The organism is Bacteroides sp. M10 (genome assembly GCF_014334015.1).
Classification (GTDB): domain Bacteria; phylum Bacteroidota; class Bacteroidia; order Bacteroidales; family Bacteroidaceae; genus Bacteroides; species Bacteroides intestinigallinarum.
In genome coordinates, this window is the sequence record NZ_CP060488.1 from 1013512 (window position 1) to 1027990 (window position 14479).

The window sequence follows — 14479 nt, forward strand, 5'->3', positions numbered from 1 at the left end:
ATGATAAAAATAAGACAACTACTCTCACTTGCATTTCTTCTGTGTTTCAGCAGTATAGGCGCACAGAATACGGAGACTCTGTACCTGTCCGGTACCGGATTGGGGAAGACCGTCACTTGGGACTTCTATTGTTCCGGTGGTATGAACAGCGGCAAATGGAGTAAGATAGAAGTACCCTCACAGTGGGAATTGCAAGGTTTCGGGGAATATACATTCGGCCGTTTCTATCTGGTAAAGGAAGCCAAGCCGAGTGATGAAACGGGATTATACCGTTACAAGTTCAAAGTTCCCGCGGATTGGAAAGACAAACAGGTCCGCATTGTATTCGAAGGGGTAATGACAGATACGGAAGTAAAGATAAACAACAAACTTGCAGGAGAGATTCATCAAGGCGGTTTTATCTGCTTCAATTATGACATTACTGACAAACTTAAATTCGGTAAAAGTAATGAACTGGAAGTGAAGGTATGGAAAGAGTCTGCCAATAAATCGGTGAATGCGGCGGAACGCCGGGCCGATTGGTGGCTGTTCGGTGGTATTTACCGTCCGGTTTATCTGAAAGCTATGCCCAAGACGCACATCGAACGCATTGCCGTAAATGCAACAGCCGATGGTAAGTTGTCAACAGAAGTTTATATGAATAATTTGCCAGAGGGATATTCCCTGGCTACTTCACTGACTCCGGTAGGAGAAAGCAGAGCCATCGGAAAACAAACAAATACGTTGGGAACTGGGAATGTACAAACCATTTCGACTGACTGGAAAGGTATCCGTACCTGGGATTGCGAACACCCCAATCTCTATACGCTCCGGTTGGAACTGCTCGACAGCCAGAAGCAAATTGTACATGTACACGAAGAACGAATCGGATTCCGCACCATTGAGTTCCGCCCTAAAGACGGGATTTATGTCAATGGGACGAAAGTGATAATGAAAGGTATCAACCGCCATAGTTTCCATCCCGACGGAGGACGTACTACCAATAAAGAGATCAGCCTGCAAGATGCACTGCTTATCAAGGAAATGAATATGAATGCAGTCCGTTCTCACTATCCGCCCGACAAACATTTTCTGGATGTATGTGATTCACTGGGACTTTTCTATCTGGAAGAGTTTCCCGGTTGGCATGGAAGATATGATGAGAAAGTGGGAGAGAAATTACTAAAAGAGATGATGGCCCATGACGTGAACCACCCCTGTATCTTCTTATGGAGTAACGGCAATGAAGGCGGATGGAATAAGAAACTGGATGCCCGTTTTGCTGATTATGATCCGCAAAAGCGCCATGTGATTCATCCGTGGGCAGATTTCAACCAACTGGATACGCATCATTACCCAGCCTATCAGACCGGAACCGGACGCCTTGCCAACGGATACAATGTCTTTATGCCGACAGAGTTTCTACACGGACAATATGATAAAGGACTGGGCGCAGGATTGGAAGATTATTGGAACAATTACACTTCCAATCCGTTATTTGCCGGCGGCTTCTTATGGACTTTTATTGATGAAGCCGTTTCACGCAGTGATAAAGGTGGTATCCTCGATTCTGACGGACCGAATGGCCCGGACGGTATTGTCGGTCCCAGGCGGGAAAAGGAAGGTAGCTTTTATACAGTTCGTGAAGTATGGGCACCTATCCAATTCAAAAATCTATTTATCACTCCCTCTTTCAACGGAGAATTTATGGTGAGTAATACTTATTTATTCACTAATCTAAAGGAGTGTAGTATGAAGTATCGCCTTTACGCTACTCCCTCCCCATTAAAAGGTGGTGAGCGCTCGCTATTGAATGAAGGGACAGTCAGCCTGCCGGCTATTGATCCGGGGGAAACAGGTAAAGCACGTATGCAGTTACCGGAAAACTTTTTCCTGGGTGATGTACTGGAACTGGAGGCTTATGACAGAAACGGGAAAGTGATTTGCAACTGGACGTGGCCGGTGAAGTATGCAAAAGAGTACTTTGAAACTCAACACATACAAACAACCTCTACAAAACCGGCAGAGATAAGAAAAGGAAACGAAAGTATTACTCTTTCTGCAAACGGCATTTCGGCAACATTTAACAGCAAGGGCGGAGCATTGGTAGAGATAAAAAGCAATAAGCAAATTGTTCCTCTGAACAATGGCCCTCTACCCGTAGGAATAAAAGCCGACTTCAAAAAGGGGGAGGTACGCATGGACGGCAACGATGCCCTTTTCGTCGTAAGATATACGGGAGCCATTGATTCTATCGTTTGGCGTATGACGGCAGATGGCTTGCTGGGAATGGATGCTATTCTGCTGAACCGCGGTAATGGTGGCGGATATAAAGGTGAATTCTTTGATAAAAACATCTATTACCTGGGACTTAGTTTTTCTTTCCCGGAAAAAGAAGTAAAAGGGATGCGATGGATGGGACGTGGTCCGTATCGCGTCTGGAAGAACCGGATCAAAGGGGCAAATTATAATATTTGGGAGAAAGAATACAATAATACCGTTACCGGAGAGAGTTTCGAGAAACTGATATATCCCGAGTTCAAAGGATATCATGGCAACCTATACTGGGCAACCATGGAGTCGGACAAAGTACCGTTCACTGTTTATTCGGAAACGGATGGTTTGTACTTCCGTGTATTTACCCCGGAAGAACCGGTGCATCGCAGGGATGGAGAAAACAGTATGCATAGTTTCCCGGAAGGCGACCTTTCCTTCCTTTATGATATTCCTGCCATACGTTCTTTCAAATCAATACCGGAACAGGGACCCAAAAGCCAGCCTAGTACCATCCGTATCAAATCGGGAGACGAGGGATTGCGCATGAAACTTTGGTTTGACTTCCGTCGCTGATATGTTTGAACTCATGAATCAACAACAATATAAATTTTAATTAATAACAGAAATAGCCATGAAAAAAGTACTATTAACGCTGGCATTAGTTGCTACAGCTTCATTAAGTAATGCTCAAGTATTGAGAAACAATTTTCTCAACGGATGTAAAGAGGGGGAACCGATCGAAAAAGCAGCATACACTGCAAAGAAAGCCCCTCTTAACAAAGATGTATGGAGTGCTGTATTCAGTGAGAAAGAGCCTTTTATAGGTGAAAGCCCTGTTGCAGGCAAAGAACTGTCTTACAAAGGATATAATGAAGAAGGCCTGTCGGTTACCTTTGGCGGACTGCCGGAAGAAGCAACGTTCCGTCCCAGCATTTACGGATTAGAATCCGGAAGAACATATTCTACCGGAACATATTACCTGTCATTCCTGGTAAACTTCTCCAAATTCAAGGCAAAAGGTTATATGGATTTTATTTCCACAAGTGCCAATCATGCTACGGGAACAAGCCGGGGATTCGTCTTCGCCTCTAACCAGGGAAGCAAACTCAAATTCGGAGTAGGCATACAGAAACAACGTGGATCTGCAACCAAGACTTATGATTTGAATACGACCCACCTGATTGTATTAAAAATCGATTTTACAAAAAATCAGGCTTCCCTGTTTATTGATCCGGAATTGAAGGATCAGGAACCTACACCGGATGCGGTAGCCACTGAAGAAGGAGTTTTGAAAGCCGGCATCAAAGGAATAATGCTTAAAAATCGCAATAATTACGCAGGAAATATAGGTAACTTCCGTTTTACAGATAGTTGGGCAGGAATTATTGGAAAATAACCATAGTCTACTTATTGATAATAAAAAAAGGTGTCTTTTAAAGGACACCTTTTTTTATTTCTTTCAACTATCTATCTTATTCAACAGCTGCAGATAATTCAGCACCAGCTTTAAATTTAGCTACTTTCTTAGCAGGAATAGTAATAGTTGCCTTTGTAGAAGGGTTAATACCAGTTCTTTCAGCTCTTTCGCTTACTGAGAAAGTACCAAAACCTACGAGAGATACTTTGTCACCAGCTTTCATAGCATTAGTAACTGAAGTGATGAAAGCATCAAGTGCTTTTTTTGCATCGGCTTTGCTCATTTGAGCTTCAGCAGCCATTGCACTAATAAGATCAGACTTATTCATAATACGTAAAATGATTAATTAATATATATGTTACACAAAAGATTATCCCACAATGGATTGATTCCACAAATATAGCCGAACAAAACAACATATCAAATAAAAACATAAAAAAAACGCAGCAAATTATTGAAAAAGAGCTAATAGGAAGCGTTTTTCATGCTTTAAAACAGAATTTATTCGTACTTTTGCGTCTATTATCTAAATATTCAGAAATTAAAATGATGCCAACTGTAACTAAAAACCTGATAATTATCAATGTACTAGTATTTTTCGGGACAATCGTAGCCCAACGTTACGGCCTGGATTTAACGAATTATCTGGGATTACATTTTTTCCTTGCAAGTGACTTTAATCCGGCACAGCTAATCACTTATATGTTCATGCACGGCGGATTCAGCCACATTTTCTTTAATATGTTTGCCGTTTTTATGTTCGGACCGATTCTCGAACAAACCTGGGGACCCAAACGTTTCCTCTTCTACTATATTCTATGCGGTATCGGTGCGGGACTTATTCAAGAAGGGGTACAGTATATTCAGTATGTAACGGAACTTAGCCACTACGCACAAGTGAATATAGGTACAGGTGTTATCCCAATGGAAGAGTATCTGAACATGATGACCACCGTAGGTGCTTCGGGAGCCGTTTACGCCATATTGCTGGCATTCGGCATGTTATTTCCCAATAACCGGTTGTTTATCTTCCCGCTGCCATTTCCTATCAAAGCGAAGTTCTTCGTTATAGGATACGCCGCGATTGAATTATGGTCAGGACTTGCCAATAGCGCCGGAGACAATGTCGCTCACTTTGCACATTTGGGAGGAATGCTGTTCGGATTGATCCTGATTTTGTACTGGAGAAAAAAAAGCAATAACAATGGGACATATTATAGCTGATTTAAAGGAGACATTCAGAAGAGGAAATATTTTTATCCAACTGATTTATATCAACGTAGGCATCTTTGTGATTGGCATGTTGATTAACGTTTTCTTGCGACTGTTTGAAGTAAGCACCCCCGATATATTCGGTATATTTGCCCTGCCGGCATCCTTTATCGGATTTATTCATCAGCCGTGGTCGTTATTTACTTATATGTTTATGCATGCCGGCATCCTGCATATTCTATTCAATATGCTTTGGCTGTATTGGTTCGGAAGTTTGTTTCTTTACTTTTTCTCGGCAAAACATTTAAGAGGTTTGTATGTACTGGGAGGTATTTGTGGAGGTTTGCTGTATATGGTTGCCTACAATGTATTTCCTTTGTTCAGCTCGCAAGTAGCGGGAGCAACATTAGTAGGAGCATCAGCCTCCGTGTTAGCCATCGTAGCTGCCACGGCTTATCGTGAGCCTAATTACAGGGTACAACTTTTTCTTTTCGGTGCCATCCGTCTCAAATACCTGGCACTGATCGTCATCGGAATTGATGTATTGTCCATTACCTCAAGCAATGCCGGAGGACATATCGCCCATTTAGGCGGTGCCCTTGCAGGACTCTGGTTTGCTGCCAGCCTAAGCAAAGGAACTGATTTAACTTCCTGGATCAACCGGATTCTGGATGGTTTCATCTCCCTGTTTCAGAAGAAAACATGGAAACGGAAACCGAAAATGAAAGTACACTACGGCAACAGTGCTACCGGTCGTGAGAGGGATTATGATTACAACGCTCAAAAGAAAGCACAGTCTGATGAAGTAGACCGTATTCTGGAAAAACTAAAAAAATCCGGCTACGACAGTCTGACAACAGAAGAAAAGAAAAGCTTGTTCGACGCAAGCAAAAGATAAAAGAATGGAACATATTGGCAAATTTGTCACATATCTGATACTTGCTGTCAACGCTCTCTTTGTGGGAACGTTGATACTAAGTGCTTATAGCCCTTACCTTAACCCGAAAATAAATCCACTTGCTTCCAGTCTGGGGCTTGCATTTCCGATCTTCCTGACTATTAATCTAATTTTTATCGGTTTCTGGGCATTCGTCAATTACCGCTATGCCCTTTTGCCCGCCATTGGCCTTCTCATTTGTATTCCGCAGATACGGACTTATATCCCTTTCAACTCCACCACTAAAACTATTCCGGAAGGGAGCATCAAAATTCTGTCGTACAATGTAATGAGTTTCAGCAATCTGGAAAAGAAAGACGGTAAAAACCCTATATTGTCTTATCTTGCAAATAGCAATGCCGATATCATTTGTCTGCAAGAATACAACACTGCCACCAACAAAAAGTATCTGACAGAACAGGATGTAAAAAAAGCATTGAAGGCCTATCCTTACCAATCCATCCACCAGCAAGGAAAAGGAGATGTTCAGCTTGCCTGTTTCTCCAAATTCCCTATACTTTCGATACATCCTATCGAATATAAAAGTAATTATAACGGTTCCATGAGATATGTACTGAATGTGAATAATGACACTCTTACATTAATCAACAATCATCTGGAATCTAACAAACTCACCAAAGAAGACAGAGGGATTTATGAAGATATGATTAAAGACCCGAATGCCAAGAAAGTAAAAACCGGACTCAGACAGTTAATAAGAAAACTAGCGGAAGCATCGGCCATTCGGGCTTCACAAGCAGATTCCGTGGCGAGAGTCATTACCGAAAGCAAATACCCGACAACCATCGTATGCGGTGATTTCAACGATGGTTCCATTTCGTACACACACCGCATCCTGACTCAAGAACTGGACGATGCATTCACACAATCCGGCAAAGGATTGGGTATTTCCTACAATCTGAACAAATTCTATTTCCGCATAGATAATATATTGATTAGCCCCAACCTGAAGGCCTACAACTGCACTGTAGACCGGTCTATCAAGGCATCAGACCATTACCCGATCTGGTGCTATATCAGTAAACGATAAGAACTGAAAACTCTAATAAAAAACACTTATGATGATTAAAAAGACACTAACCATTTTAGCAGTAAGTTGTATGATGTACTCCTGTGCTACGAAAACAGAAAGCAATCCTTTCTTTACAGAGTTTCAAACCGAGTATGGTGTTCCTTCTTTCGACAAGATTAAATTAGAGCACTATGAACCTGCCTTTCTAAAAGGTATAGAAGAACAGAATCAAAATATCGAAGCCATTATCGAAAGTCCGGAAATTCCGACATTCGATAATACGATTGTAGCTTTGGATAACAGTGCACCCATCTTAGACCGGGTAAGCACCATTTTCTTCAATATGACAGATGCGGAAACCACTGATTCGCTGACCGCACTTTCCATCAAACTGGCACCGGTTCTTTCGGAACATAATGACAATATCTCCCTGAATGGAAAACTATTCAAACGGGTGAACGATGTCTACCAAAAGAAAGATTCATTAAACCTGACATCGGAACAAGAACGTCTGCTGGACAAGACTTATAAAAGATTTATCCGCTCCGGAGCAAATCTTGGCGAAAAGGATCAAACCCGCCTCCGCGAAATCAACAAGGAGCTTTCTACACTTGGCATCACTTTCAGCAACAATGTGTTGAATGAGAATAATGCCTTCCAACTTTTCGTTGACAAGGAAGAAGATCTGGCAGGATTGCCTGAATGGTTCCGCCAAAGTGCAACCGAAGAAGCGAAAGCAGCCGGACAACCGGGAAAATGGTTGTTCACCCTGCACAACGCCAGCCGTCTGCCTTTCCTGCAATATTCTGAAAATCGCCCGCTTCGGGAGCAAATATACAAAGCTTATATCAACCGCGGCAACAACAACGACGGAAACGACAACAAGGAAAACATCCGCAAGATCGTTTCTCTCCGCCTGGAAAAAGCGAACTTATTAGGTTTCGACAGTTATGCAAACTTTGTCCTGGATGAAACCATGGCAAAGAACGCCAACAACGTAATGAGCCTTTTGAACAATCTATGGAGCTATGCACTCCCCAAAGCGAAAGCAGAAGCTGGCGAACTCCAGAAGTTAATGGACAAGGAAGGAAAAGGAGAAAAGCTGGAAGCATGGGACTGGTGGTATTACACCGAAAAACTACGGAAAGAGAAATACAATCTGTCTGAAGAGGATACCAAACCTTACTTCAAACTGGAAAATGTACGCGATGGTGCTTTCGCCGTAGCCAACAAATTATATGGCATCACCCTAAGCAAACTGGAAGGCATACCAACTTATCACCCCGATGTAGAAGTCTTTGAAGTGAAAGATGCAGACGGTTCCCAGCTCGGTATCTTCTATGTAGACTATTTCCCGCGTCCCGGAAAAAGCGGCGGTGCATGGATGAGCAACTATCGTGAGCAACACGGAACAACCCGTCCGTTGGTATGCAACGTTTGCAGCTTTACCAAGCCGGTAGGCGACACCCCTTCTTTATTGACCATGGATGAAGTGGAAACCCTGTTTCACGAATTTGGTCACGCTCTGCACGGACTGCTGACAAAATGCGAATACAAAGGAACATCGGGAACCAACGTGGTACGCGATTTTGTAGAACTTCCTTCTCAAATCAACGAACACTGGGCGACTGAACCCGAAGTGCTGAAAATGTATGCCAAACATTATCAGACAGGAGAAGTGATACCCGACGAAATCATCGAAAAGATACTGCAACAGAAAACTTTCAACCAGGGCTTCATGACCACTGAATTACTGGCTGCCGCCATCCTCGACATGAACCTGCACACGATGACAGATGTAAAGAATCTGGATATGCTTGCATTCGAAAAAGAAGCGATGGACAAGCTTAATTTGATTCCCGAAATAGCACCGCGTTATCGCGTGACTTACTTCAATCATATCATTGGCGGATACGCAGCCGGATACTATAGTTACCTATGGGCCAACGTATTGGACAATGATGCTTTCGAAGCTTTCAAAGAACATGGTATTTTTGATAAAAACACCGCCGACCTGTTCCGCCATAACGTATTGGAGAAGGGAGACAGCGAAGACCCGATGGTGCTTTATAAGAATTTCCGTGGAGCGGAACCAAGCCTGGAACCACTACTGAAAAACAGAGGAATGAAATAATTCAGCAAAAAAGCCCTTAAACATCAAATATTTGAGGGCTTATTACACATGAATGTGAAAAAAAAACTATATTTGCAGCCTTGTATGCGGCAAAAAGAACTTGTGTACGACAGAATTTAACTGAAAATTAAATTAAAAAAGTAATCATCATAAATTAAAAGTAAAATGCAAAACAAAGGATTTGTAAAGGTTTTTGCGGTATTACTCACACTGGTATGTGTGTTCTATCTCTCCTTCTCCTTCGTAACACGCCATTATACCAACAAGGCGAAAGAAATTGCGAACGGCGACCCGAAAGTGGAACAAGACTACCTCGACTCTCTCTCCAATGAGAAAGTGTGGTTGGGTAACTGGACGCTGAAACAATGTCGTGAGATGGAGATTAGTTTAGGTTTGGACCTAAAGGGTGGTATGAACGTTATCCTTGAAGTTTCTGTACCTGATGTTATCAAAGCACTGGCTGACAACAAGCCGGATGAAGCTTTCAACAATGCATTGGCAGAAGCTGCAAAACAGGCTATCAACAGCCAGGACGATATCATCACCCTGTTTGTTAGAGAATACCACAAAGCTGCTCCTAACGCAAAACTTTCCGAACTCTTCGCAACACAACAGTTGAAAGACAAAGTTAACCAGAAATCATCGGATGCAGAAGTTGAAAAAGTATTGAGAACAGAAGTTAAGGCTGCTGTTGAAAACTCATATAACGTACTTCGTACCCGTATCGACCGTTTCGGTGTTGTTCAGCCGAATATCCAGAGTCTGGAAGACAAAATGGGTCGTATCATGGTGGAATTGCCGGGTATCAAAGAGCCGGAACGTGTGAGAAAACTTCTCCAAGGTTCTGCTAACCTGGAATTCTGGGAAACTTATACAGCTAAAGAAGTTCTTCCTGCCATGCAATCTGCAGATGCTAAATTACGCGCTGTGCTGGCACAAGAGACAGATGTAGACTCCGTCGCTGTAGATTCTACCAAAGAAGCTCAACTTGCAGAGGCTACTCCTGCTAAGAAAAACATTAGCGCTGCCGACAGTCTTGCTGCTGCCTTGAAAGGAGACGCTACTGCTGCTGAAGATAAGTCTACAGCCAACCTGGCAGAAATTAAAAAGCAATACCCTCTGTTGGCTATCCTGCAGTTGAACTCTAGCGGTCAAGGTCCTGTGGTCGGTTACGCTAACTACAAAGACACTGCTGATATCAACAAATATCTGGCTATGCCGGAAGTTAAAGCAGAACTCCCGAAAGACCTTCGTTTGAAATGGGGTGTTTCTCCTTCTGAATTTGACAAGAAAGGACAGACTTTCGAATTATATGCTATCAAGTCTACCGAACGTAACGGTAAAGCTCCGTTGGAAGGTGATGTAGTAACAGACGCGAAAGATGAATTCGACCAATACAGCAAACCGGCTGTCAGCATGACTATGAACTCTGACGGTGCACGTCGTTGGGCACAGTTGACTAAACAGAACATCGGTCGCTCTATCGCTATCGTTCTTGATAACTATGTATATTCTGCACCAAACGTAAACTCTGAAATCACAGGTGGACGTTCACAGATTACAGGTCATTTCACTCCTGAACAGGCAAAGGACTTAGCAAACGTATTGAAATCAGGTAAGATGCCGGCTCCGGCTCACATCGTACAGGAAGATATCGTTGGTCCGTCATTGGGTCAGGAATCTATCAATGCAGGTGTATTCTCATTCGTTGTGGCCCTGGTTCTGTTGATGATCTATATGTGTATGATGTACGGCTTCATACCGGGTATGATTGCCAATGGTGCATTGTTCCTGAACTTCTTCTTCGTATTAGGTGTCCTCTCCTCCTTCCAGGCTGCATTGACAATGTCCGGTATTGCCGGTATGGTGTTGTCACTAGGTATGGCAGTGGATGCAAACGTACTTATCTACGAGCGCACCAAAGAAGAACTTCGTGCCGGTAAAGGTGTGAAGAAAGCACTTGCTGACGGTTATTCCAACGCATTCTCCGCTATCTTCGACTCGAACTTGACATCCATCATCACAGGTATCATTCTGTTTAACTTCGGTACCGGTCCGATCCGTGGTTTTGCTACGACATTGATTATCGGTATTCTAGTATCCTTCTTCACCGCTGTGTTCATGACCCGTATAGTTTACGAACACTTCATGAACAAGGACAAACTGTTGAACCTTACATTCACAACCCCTGTTTCAAGAAACTTGATGACCAACACACGTTTTGATTTTATGGGAACAAACAAAAAATCCCTTATCATCACTGTAGCCATCATCCTCGTTTGTATCGGTTCATTTGCCATGCGCGGTTTAAGCCAGAGTATCGACTTCACCGGTGGACGTAACTTCAAAGTACAATTCGAGAATCCGGTAGAACCCGAACAGATTCGTGAATTGATCTCCAGTAAGTTCGGTGATGCGAACGTAAGCGTTATCGCTATCGGTACAGATAAGAAAACTGTACGTATCAGCACCAACTACCGTATTGAAGATGCAGGAAACGATGTTGACTCTCAAATCGAAGCATATTTATATGAGACTTTGAAACCTGTGCTGACTCAAAACATCACTCTAGCTACCTTTATCGACCGTGATAATCACACTGGTGGTAGTATTGTAAGTTCTCAAAAAGTGGGTCCAAGTATCGCAGACGATATCAAGACAGGTGCTATTTATTCTGTAGTATTGGCATTGATTGCTATCGGTCTGTATATCTTAATCCGTTTCCGCAACATCGCATATAGTATTGGCTCTATCGTAGCTCTATCGTGCGATACCATCATGATTATCGGTGCTTACTCATTGTTATGGGGCATCGTTCCATTCTCACTGGAAATCGATCAAACATTCATTGGGGCTATCCTGACAGCTATCGGTTACTCTATCAATGACAAGGTGGTAATCTTCGACCGTGTGCGTGAGTTCTTCGGCCTGTATCCGAAACGTGACAAACGTCAGTTGTTCAACGATTCATTGAACACTACACTTGCACGTACTATCAATACATCATTAAGTACATTGATCGTATTGCTGTGTATCTTCATCCTTGGCGGTGATTCAATCCGCAGCTTTGCATTCGCAATGATCTTGGGTGTTGTTATCGGTACATTGTCATCACTGTTCATTGCATCTCCGATTGCATACAACATGATGAAGAACAAAAAAGTTGTACCAGTAACTACGGAAGAATAATAAATTCCAGAAATAGAAAAAGCCTCTTCCGAACAATTCGGTAGAGGCTTTTTCTATTGATTATTAAAACAAATAGAAGCTATAAGACGTTCATCTTAAAAGAAGCCATTGTTAAACTTAAAACCAGATACAGCATGAAAGCAAAACAAAACAACTTCTCACAGATTCTCCGTAGTAGCCCCGAGGGGAATCGAACCCCTATCTAAAGTTTAGGAAACTTCTATTCTATCCGTTGAACTACAAGGCCGCTTCAAATTTGCTTGCAAAGATAACGGTTTCTGTCGATTTAACAAGAATAAAAATACAGGTTCCTTTCAGATATTTCAAATAATTGGCGTCAATAGGACAATAAAGTTCGATTTATTTTGATAATTCGATTAACTTTCCGACCTTTGCGCTCACAAATTGAAAGTAAAATCAGTTTTTAAATTAAATATAGTAATTAAAGTTATGGCAGACGAAATGATGGTTAAAGAATTGGAGGAAGTAGTAGTACGTTTCTCCGGCGACTCCGGCGACGGTATGCAGCTGGCCGGCAACATCTTCTCGAACGTGTCGGCTACGGTAGGAAATGACATCTGTACATTCCCCGACTATCCGGCAGACATCCGCGCCCCGCAAGGTTCACTGACCGGTGTTTCCGGTTTTCAGGTCCACATCGGTGCCGGACAGGTTTACACTCCCGGAGACCGTTGCCACGTATTAGTGGCTATGAATCCTTCCGCACTGAAAACACAAATCAAATTCTGTAAACCGCAAGGACTTATCATTACCGACTCCGACTCATTCGAAGCCAGAGATTTGGAAAAGGCACAATTCAAGACTGACAATCCTTTTGAGGAATTAGGCGTAAAACAGGAAGTACTTGAAGTTCCCATCTCTTCCATGTGTAAAGAGAGCCTGAAAGATTCCGGACTAGACAATAAATCAGCACTCCGTTGTAAGAACATGTTCGCACTCGGACTGGTTTGCTGGTTGTTCAACCGCAACCTTGCCGCTGCTGAAAAAATGTTGCGTGAGAAATTCGCCAAGAAACCCGAAATTGCAGAAGCTAATATTAAGGTATTGAACGATGGTTTCAACTATGGTGCCAACACACATGCTTCTGTCTCTACTTATAAAATTGAAAGCAAAGCTCCGAAATCAAAAGGACTTTATACAGATATCAACGGAAATAAAGCAACTGCTTATGGCTTGATTGCTGCTGCCGAGAAAGCAGGTCTGGAACTCTACCTGGGTTCTTATCCTATCACTCCGGCCACTGATATTCTGCACGAATTAGCTAAACATAAATCACTGGGAGTAAAAACTGTACAGTGCGAAGATGAAATCGCAGGTTGTGCTTCTGCCGTTGGTGCCGCTTTTGCCGGTGCTTTGGCTGTAACGACTACTTCCGGCCCCGGTGTTTGTTTGAAGAGTGAGGCTATGAACCTTGCTGTAATTGGCGAACTTCCATTGGTGATTGTGAATGTGCAACGTGGCGGTCCGTCAACAGGTTTGCCTACTAAATCAGAACAGACAGACTTATTGCAGGCTCTTTACGGACGTAATGGTGAAAGCCCGATGCCGGTGATTGCCGCAACTTCACCGACGAACTGTTTTGATGCCGCATACATGGCATGTAAGATTGCTCTGGAACACATGACTCCAGTTGTATTGTTGACAGATGCTTTCGTAGCTAACGGCTCGGCAGCCTGGAAACTTCCTAACTTAAACGAATATCCTGCCATCAATCCTCCATACGTGACTCCGGACATGGCTGGTAACTGGACTCCCTACCAACGTAATGAAGAAACCGGCGCACGTTACTGGGCGATTCCGGGAACTGAAGGATTCATGCACCGCATCGGTGGTCTTGAAAAGAGCAATGAAACAGGTGCGATCTCTACCGAACCAGAAAACCATAATAAGATGGTTCATCTCCGCCAGGCTAAAGTGGATAAGATTGCAGACTACATCCCCGAACTCGAAGTATTGGGTGATGAAGATGCAGATTTACTGATTGTTGGTTGGGGCGGTACGTATGGTCATCTCCGTCTGGCTATGGACTTTATGCGCGATCATGGAAAGAAAGTGGCTTTCGCACACTTCCAGTACATCAACCCGCTGCCAAAGAACACAGCCGATGTATTGCGTAAATACAAGAAGATCGTAGTAGCTGAACAGAATTTGGGACAATTCGCAGGTTATTTACGGATGAAGATACCCGGATTGAACATCAGCCAGTTCAACCAAGTGAAAGGACAACCTTTCGTTACGAGAGAATTGATAGATGCATTCACTAAATTATTGGAGGAATAA

General features: G+C 43.0%; 9 protein-coding genes and 1 tRNA gene. 8 read left to right on the plus strand and 2 right to left on the minus strand.

The window, feature by feature from the left end; genetic code table 11:
* Together H8796_RS03940 and H8796_RS03945 are read left to right on the plus strand one after the other, a co-directional pair.
* The gene (locus H8796_RS03940) at positions 1–2829 is read left to right on the plus strand and encodes a glycoside hydrolase family 2 TIM barrel-domain containing protein (RefSeq protein WP_117932842.1); all 2829 of its coding nucleotides are present in this window, start codon (positions 1–3) and stop codon (positions 2827–2829) included.
* 58 nt (positions 2830–2887) lie between these two features.
* The gene (locus tag H8796_RS03945) at positions 2888–3652 is read left to right on the plus strand and encodes a hypothetical protein (protein ID WP_117932840.1); all 765 of its coding nucleotides are present in this window, start codon (positions 2888–2890) and stop codon (positions 3650–3652) included.
* Positions 3653–3728: 76 nt separating this feature from the next.
* Here H8796_RS03945 and H8796_RS03950 read toward each other — a convergent pair whose 3' ends face one another.
* On the minus strand, positions 3729–4001 hold the full coding sequence (locus H8796_RS03950) for an HU family DNA-binding protein (RefSeq protein WP_004296482.1): 273 nt from the start codon (positions 3999–4001) through the stop codon (positions 3729–3731).
* A gap of 221 nt (positions 4002–4222) precedes the next feature.
* Here H8796_RS03950 and H8796_RS03955 point away from each other — a divergent pair, with 221 nt between their 5' ends.
* The 5 genes from H8796_RS03955 (at position 4223) to secDF (ending at position 12178) form a co-directional block, all read left to right on the plus strand.
* A complete protein-coding gene (locus H8796_RS03955) occupies positions 4223–4897 on the plus strand; it encodes a rhomboid family intramembrane serine protease (RefSeq protein WP_008776855.1) in 675 nt (224 codons plus the stop codon).
* The gene (locus H8796_RS03960) at positions 4878–5783 is read left to right on the plus strand and encodes a rhomboid family intramembrane serine protease (RefSeq protein WP_117932838.1); all 906 of its coding nucleotides are present in this window, start codon (positions 4878–4880) and stop codon (positions 5781–5783) included. Before H8796_RS03955 ends, H8796_RS03960 begins: the two co-directional genes overlap by 20 nt.
* Before the next feature lie 4 nt (positions 5784–5787).
* Positions 5788–6873: an endonuclease/exonuclease/phosphatase family protein gene (locus tag H8796_RS03965; RefSeq protein ID WP_117932836.1), complete on the plus strand. Its 1086-nt coding sequence runs from the start codon at positions 5788–5790 to the stop codon at positions 6871–6873.
* A 31-nt stretch (positions 6874–6904) separates the two neighbouring features.
* Entirely contained in the window at positions 6905–8989 is a 2085-nt protein-coding gene (locus tag H8796_RS03970) for a M3 family metallopeptidase (protein ID WP_117932835.1), read from the plus strand.
* 165 nt (positions 8990–9154) lie between these two features.
* Entirely contained in the window at positions 9155–12178 is a 3024-nt protein-coding gene (secDF, locus tag H8796_RS03975; protein WP_117932833.1) for a protein translocase subunit SecDF, read from the plus strand.
* Positions 12179–12353: 175 nt separating this feature from the next.
* Here the strand turns inward: secDF and H8796_RS03980 are convergent.
* Positions 12354–12425 (minus strand) — tRNA-Arg (locus H8796_RS03980).
* Between the two features lie 203 nt (positions 12426–12628).
* On the opposite strand from H8796_RS03980, the gene H8796_RS03985 reads away from it, so the two are divergent.
* Entirely contained in the window at positions 12629–14479 is a 1851-nt protein-coding gene (locus tag H8796_RS03985; protein WP_117932831.1) for a 2-oxoacid:acceptor oxidoreductase subunit alpha, read from the plus strand.

Coding starts and splice junctions, on each gene's coding strand:
- H8796_RS03940 (WP_117932842.1), top strand. CDS start 1: ATGATAAAAATAAGACAACTACTCTCACTTGCATTTCTTCTGTGTTTC.
- H8796_RS03970 (WP_117932835.1), top strand. CDS start 6,905: ATGATTAAAAAGACACTAACCATTTTAGCAGTAAGTTGTATGATGTAC.
- secDF (WP_117932833.1), top strand. CDS start 9,155: ATGCAAAACAAAGGATTTGTAAAGGTTTTTGCGGTATTACTCACACTG.
- H8796_RS03985 (WP_117932831.1), top strand. CDS start 12,629: ATGGCAGACGAAATGATGGTTAAAGAATTGGAGGAAGTAGTAGTACGT.
- H8796_RS03950 (WP_004296482.1), bottom strand. CDS start 4,001: ATGAATAAGTCTGATCTTATTAGTGCAATGGCTGCTGAAGCTCAAATG.
- H8796_RS03945 (WP_117932840.1), top strand. CDS start 2,888: ATGAAAAAAGTACTATTAACGCTGGCATTAGTTGCTACAGCTTCATTA.
- H8796_RS03960 (WP_117932838.1), top strand. CDS start 4,878: ATGGGACATATTATAGCTGATTTAAAGGAGACATTCAGAAGAGGAAAT.
- H8796_RS03965 (WP_117932836.1), top strand. CDS start 5,788: ATGGAACATATTGGCAAATTTGTCACATATCTGATACTTGCTGTCAAC.
- H8796_RS03955 (WP_008776855.1), top strand. CDS start 4,223: ATGCCAACTGTAACTAAAAACCTGATAATTATCAATGTACTAGTATTT.